This window comes from Kitasatospora sp. NPDC050463 (assembly GCF_040655255.1).
Taxonomy (GTDB): Bacteria; Actinomycetota; Actinomycetes; order Streptomycetales; family Streptomycetaceae; genus Kitasatospora.
The window spans coordinates 1-6,074 of record NZ_JBFAJO010000167.1; the positions used below are offsets into that span (position 1 = coordinate 1).

The 6,074-nt window shown below is 76.0% G+C and carries 2 protein-coding genes; both read right to left on the minus strand.

What is annotated here, in order from left to right; translation table 11 throughout:
• Positions 1 to 1,760, minus strand: a 1,760-nt coding sequence (locus AB0J08_RS40810; RefSeq protein WP_360645017.1) for a type I polyketide synthase, incomplete at its 3' end; no start/stop codon positions are given.
• A 35-nt stretch (positions 1,761 to 1,795) separates the two neighbouring features.
• On the minus strand, positions 1,796 to 6,074 hold a 4,279-nt coding region (locus tag AB0J08_RS40815; RefSeq protein WP_360645020.1), incomplete at its 5' end, for an SDR family NAD(P)-dependent oxidoreductase.

Genomic DNA, 6,074 nt, shown 5'->3' on the forward strand with positions numbered 1-6,074 from the left:
ACCGACGACCCCAGCAACTCCACCCCCATCCCCACCCACTGCGAACCCTGCCCCGGAAACACGAACACCGTCTTCCCCACCGAACCCACCACACCCGTGACGAGTCCGGGGACGCCGATGCCGTCGGCGAGGCCCCGGGTGCCGGCCAGCAGCTCCTCGTGGTCGGCGCCGACGACCACGGCCCGGTGCTCGAACACCGAGCGGCCGGTCAGCAGCGAGTGCGCGACGTCCGCCGGCGCGTGGCCGGGGTGCTCCCCGGCCCAGGCGGCGAGCCGTTCGGCCTGGCCGCGCAGGCCGCCCGCGCCGCGCCCGGAGAGCACCCACGGGACGGCGGGCAGTTCGGCGCCCGGCTCGACCGGCCCGGTGGCCTCCTCGGCCGGCGCCTCCTCCAGGATGACGTGCGCATTGGTACCGCTCATGCCGAACGAGGAGATGCCGACCCGGCGCGGTTCGGCGCCGGCGGGCCAGGGGCGGGCCTCGGTGAGCAGCTCCACGGCGCCGGCCGACCAGTCGATGTGCTCGGAGCGCTGCTCGGCGTGCAGGGTGCGGGGCAGCACCCCGTGGCGCAGCGCCTCGACCATCTTGATCATGCTGGCGGCGCCGGCGGCGGCCTGGGTGTGGCCGATGTTGGACTTGATGGAGCCGAGCCAGAGCGGCCTGCCCTCGGGCCGGTCCTGGCCGTAGGTGGCGAGCAGCGCCTGTGCCTCGACCGGGTCGCCCAGCGCGGTGCCGGTGCCGTGCGCCTCGACGACGTCGACCTGCACCGGGGAGAGCCGGGCGTCCGTCAGGGCCTGCCGGATGACGCGCTGCTGGGACGGGCCGTTGGGGGCGGTGAGGCCGTTGGAGGCGCCGTCCTGGTTGACGGCCGAGCCGCGGATGACCGCGAGCACCGGGTGCCCGTTGCGGCGGGCGTCGGAGAGCCGCTCGACCAGCAGCACGCCGGCGCCCTCGGCGAGCGCCATGCCGTCGGCGTCGGCGGAGAAGGCCTTGCAGCGGCCGTCGCGGGCCAGCGCCCGCTGCCGGCTGAAGCCGATGAAGGTGCCGGGCGAGGAGAGCACGGCGACGGCGCCGGCCAGGGCGAGGGTGCAGTCGCCGTTGCGCAGGGCCCGGACGGCCAGGTGCAGGGCGACCAGCGAGGAGGAGCAGGCGGTGTCGATGGTGACCGCCGGGCCCTCCAGGCCGAGGGTGTAGGAGATCCGGCCGGAGACGACGCTGGTGGCGACGCCGGTCATCAGGTAGCCCTGGAGCTCCGGCGGGGCCTGCAGCATCTGGGTGAGGAACTCGCCGCTGTTGGCGCCGACGAAGACGCCGGTGCGGCTGCCGTGCAGGGCGGCCGGGGCGATGCCGGCCCGCTCGATCGCCTCCCAGGAGGTCTCCAGCAACAGGCGCTGCTGCGGGTCCATCGCGATCGCCTCGCGCGGGGAGATCCCGAAGAACGGTGCGTCGAACTCGGTGGCGTCGGCGACGAAGCCGCCCTCGCGGACGTAGCTGGTGCCGATCGCGTCCGGGTCCGGGTCGTAGAGCGCTTCGAGGTCCCAGCCGCGCCCTTCCGGGAAGCCGGAGATCACGTCGCTGCCGTTCTCGACGATCTTCCACAGGTCGTCGGGGGTGCCGGCGCCGCCCGGGTAGCGGCAGCCCATCCCGATGATCGCGATCGGCTCGTGGTCCTTCTCCTTGGCCGCCTGCAACTGCTTGCGGCTGTCGTGGAGTTCGGAGGTCATGCGCTTGAGGTAGTCGACGAGCTGCTCTTGGGTCGCCATGCCTTGTGCCTTTCTAGCGGGTTCCGGTGGGCGGCTCAGGAGAGCCCGAACTCGTTGTCGATGAAGCTGAGGAGTTCGTCGGCGCTCACCGCTTCGAGCCGGCCGGAGATGTCCTCGGTGGCCGGGCCGGCGTCGGGCCGGCGCTCCTTCCAGGCCGACAGCAGCCGTTCCAGTCGGTTCGTGATCTCCTCGGGGGTGTCGCACTCGGCGGCGACCGTGGCCAGGGTGGCCTCGAAGCGGTCGAGTTCGGCGAGGACCCGCTGGTCCGCGCTGTGCTCCGGCGGGGCGATCTCGGCCAGCAGGAACGCGGCCAGTACGGCCGGGTTCGGGTGGTCGAAGACCAGGGTCGCGGGCAGCCGGACGCCGGTGACGGCCATCAGCCGGTTGCGGAACTCGACGGCGGTCAGCGAGTCGAAGCCGATCTCCTTGAACGCCCGGCCCGGTTCCACGGCCTGCGGGCCGGCGAAGCCGAGCACCGCCGCGACGTGGCTGCGGACCAGGTCCAGCAGCATCGGCAGCCGCCCCTCGCCGGGCAGTGCGGCCAGCTGCTCGGCCAGGCCGTCGGCCTGCTGCTCGCCGCCGCCGGTCAGCACCCGGCGGGTGGTGGCCCGGACCAGGCCGCGCAGCAGCGGCAGGACCATGCCCTGGGCGGCGTCAGTACGCAGCTTCGCCAGGTCGAGGGCGATCGGCACCAGGGCGGACTCCGCCGAGCCGACGGCGCGGTCGAACAGGTCCAGGCCCTGGGCCAGGTCGAGCGTGCCCATGCCGGTGCGGCGCAGCCGTCCCAGGGCGCCCTCGTCCAGGTGACCGGTCATGCCGCTGCCGCTGAGCTGGGACCAGAGGCCCCAGGCGAGCGAGGTGGCGGGCAGCCCGTGGGCCCGGCGGTGCGCGGCGAAGGCGTCCAGGAAGGCGTTGGCGGCGGCGTAGTTGCCCTGGCCGGGGCTGCCGAAGACGCCGGCCGCACCCGAGTAGAGGACGAAGTGGGCGAGGTCCAGCCCCTCGGTCAGCTCGTGCAGGTGGACGGCCGCGTCGACCTTCGGCCGCATCGCCCGGGCGAGCCGTTCGGGGGTCAGCGCGGGGAGCACCCCGTCGTCCAGGACGCCGGCGGTGCTGACCACGGCGGTCAGCGGGTGCTCGGCGGGGATGCCCGCCAGGACGGCGGCGAGCGCCTCCCGGTCGGCGGCGTCGCAGGCCACGATGGTCACGGTCGCGCCCGACGCGCCGAGTTCGGCGGCGAGTTCGGCGGCGCCCTCGGCGGCCTCGCCCTGCCGGCTGGTCAGCAGCAGGTGCCGGACGCCGTGCTCGGCGACCAGGTGCCGGGCGGCCAGCGCACCGAGGGCGCCGGTGCCGCCGACCACCAGCGCGGTGCCGTCGGGGTCGGCGGCGGGCGGGCTGGTGAGGACGACCTTGCCGGTGTGGCGGGCCTGGGCGACGTGGCGGAACGCGTCGACGGCGTGCCGCACGTCCCACTCCCGGATCGGCGGCAGGGTGAGCGCGCCCTGGGCGAACAGCGCCATGATCTCGGTGAGGATCTCGGCGGTGCGCTCCGCGTCCAGTTCGGTCAGGTCGAAGTTGACGTAGGAGACTCCCGGGTGACTGCCGGCGAGCACGGCGGGGTCGCGGACGTCGGTCTTGCCCATCTCGATGAACCGGCCGCCCGCGCCGAGCAGTCCGAGCGAGGCGTCGGTGAACTCGCCCGCCAGCGAGTTGAGCACGACGTCGACGCCGGCGCCGAAGGTGTCGGCGAACTCCAGGGTGCGGGAGGAGGCGATCCGCTCGGCGGGGACGCCCAGCTCGCGCACGGCGGGCCACTTGGGCGCGGAGGCGGTGGCGTGGACCTCCGCGCCGAGGTGGCGGGCGATCTGGACGGCGGCCATGCCGACGCCACCCGCCGCCGCGTGCACCAGCAGGGACTCGCCGGCGCCGAGGCCGGCCAGGTCGACCAGCGCGTGGTAGGCGGTGATGTGGGCGATCGGGACGGCCGCGGCCTGGCCGAACGACCAGCCGTCGGGGATCGCGACGAGCAGCCGGTGGTCGGTGACGGCGTGGCGGGCGAAGCCGCCGTTGAGCACGCCCATCACCCGGTCGCCGGGGGCGAACCCGGTGACGTCCTCGGCGACCTCGACGACGACGCCGGCGACCTCGCCGCCCATCGGCACCTGGCCCGGGTACATGTCCAGGGCGATCAGCACGTCGCGGAAGTTGAGGCCCATCGCCCGGGTGTCGATCCGGACCTGGCCGGGTGCGAGCGGCACGGTGGCCTCGGGCAGCAGCGCGAGGTTGTCGACGGTGCCGCGGCGGGTGACGTCCAGGCGCCAGTTCCCGGCGGGCGGCAGCAGCGGGCCGCCGCTCTCGGCGCCGGCCCGGGCGAGCCGGGGGGTGTGCGCGGTGCCGTCGCGCAGGGCGAGCTGGCTCTCGCCGGTGGCGAGCGCGGCGGGCAGCGCCCGCAGCGACTCGGGCGAGGCGTCGAGGTCGACCAGGACCAGCCGGTCCGGGTTCTCCGACTGCGCGCTGCGGGCCAGGCCCCAGACCGCGGAGTTGGTCAGGTCGGCGACCTCCTCGCCACGGGCGGCGGCGACCGCGCACCGGGTGACCAGGACCAGTCGGGCGGACGGCAGACCGTCCTCGCCGAGCCAGGCCTGGAGCAGCTCCAGGGCGGCGGCCGTCCGCTCGGCGACCGCGGCCGCGAGGCCCTGCCCGGCGGGGGCGGGGTCGAGCACGGCGACCACCCAGTCGGGGGCGGCGCCCGAGGCCCGCAGGGCGGCGAGCCCGTCGTGGCCGGTGGCCCCGACCCCGGCGCCGGCCAGCACGGCCGGGTCGCCCAGGACGGCCCAGCGCGCGTCGGCGGGCGCCTCGGCGGCGGGCAGCGGCGCCCACGCGAGGGTGTAGAGGTGGTCGGGCCCGGCGGTGCGGGCGGCCGTGCCGAGGCCGGTCGGGACGGGTCGGGTGACCAGGGCGGCCACCTCGGCCACCGGGACGCCCGCCGGGTCGGTGGCGGTCAGTTCGAGCCGGTCGGCGTCCTTCGGGGTGAGCCGGATCCGCAGCTCGCTCGCGCCGCTGGCGAGCAGCCGCACGCCGGTCCAGGCGAACGGCATCCGCGGCCCCTGCTCGGCCGAGGCCGGGTCGAGCGCGATGGCGTGCAGGGCCGAGTCGAGCAGCGCGGGGTGCAGACCGAAGCCGGCGGTGTCGGTGCCCTCGGGCAGCGCGGCCTCGGCGAAGAGTTCGCCGCCCTGCCGCCAGACCGCCTTGAGCCCCTGGAACACCGGGCCGTAGCCGAGGCCGACCTCGGCCAGCCAGGCGTACAGGCCGTCCAGGTCGAGCGCCTCGGCGCCCTGCGGCGGCCAGCTGTCCTGCTCGGACACGGCGGGGCGGGCGGCGGCGGGGCGGGCGGCGGCGGCGGCGAGCACGCCGGCGGCGTGCGCGGTCCACGGCTCGTCGGGGGCCGCGCCGTCCGGCCGGGAGTGGACGGTGAGGGTGCGCCGGCCGTCCTGGTCGGGGGCGGCGACGGCGAGCTGCACCTGGACACCGCCACGCTCCGGCAGGGTGAGCGGGGCCTGGATGGTCAGCTCCTCCAGCAGGTCGCAGCCGGCCTCGTCGCCGGCCCGCAGGGCGAGGTCGACGAAGGCGGTGCCGGGCAGGATGACGCTGCCGTTGACGGCGTGGTCGGCCAGCCAGGGGTGGGTCCTGAGCGAGAGCCGGCCGGTGAGCAGCACGCCGTCGGCGTCGGCGAGCGGGACGGCGGCGCCGAGCAGCGGGTGGCCCGCGGCGCCCAGGCCGGCCGCGCCGACGTCGCCGGCGCTCGCGGAGCGCTCCTCCAGCCAGAAGGTGCGGTGCTGGAAGGCGTAGGTCGGCAGGGCGACGGTGCGCGGGGCGGCGGGGGCGAAGGCCCGGCGCCAGTCCACGGTGACGCCGCGTACCCACAGCTCCGCGGCACTGGTCCAGAGCCGGCGCAGTCCGCCGTCGTCGCGGCGCAGGGTGCCGCCGGTGACGGCGGCGACGCCGACGTGCTCGGCGGTCTCCTGCACGGCGTGGGTCAGCACCGGGTGGGCGCTGGCCTCGACGAAGGTGGTGTACCCCTGGTCCAGCAGGGCGCGGACGGCGGGTTCCAGGTTCACGGTGGTGCGCAGGTTGGTGTACCAGTAGCCGGCGTCCAGCGCCGCGGTGTCCAGCCAGTCGGTCACGACGGTGGAGAAGAACGGCACCTCACCGGCCATCGGGGTCACCGGCGCCAGCAACTCCGCGAGCTCCGCCTCGATCGCCTCCACGTGCACCGAATGCGACGCGTAGTCCACCTCGATCCGCCGCGCCCGCACG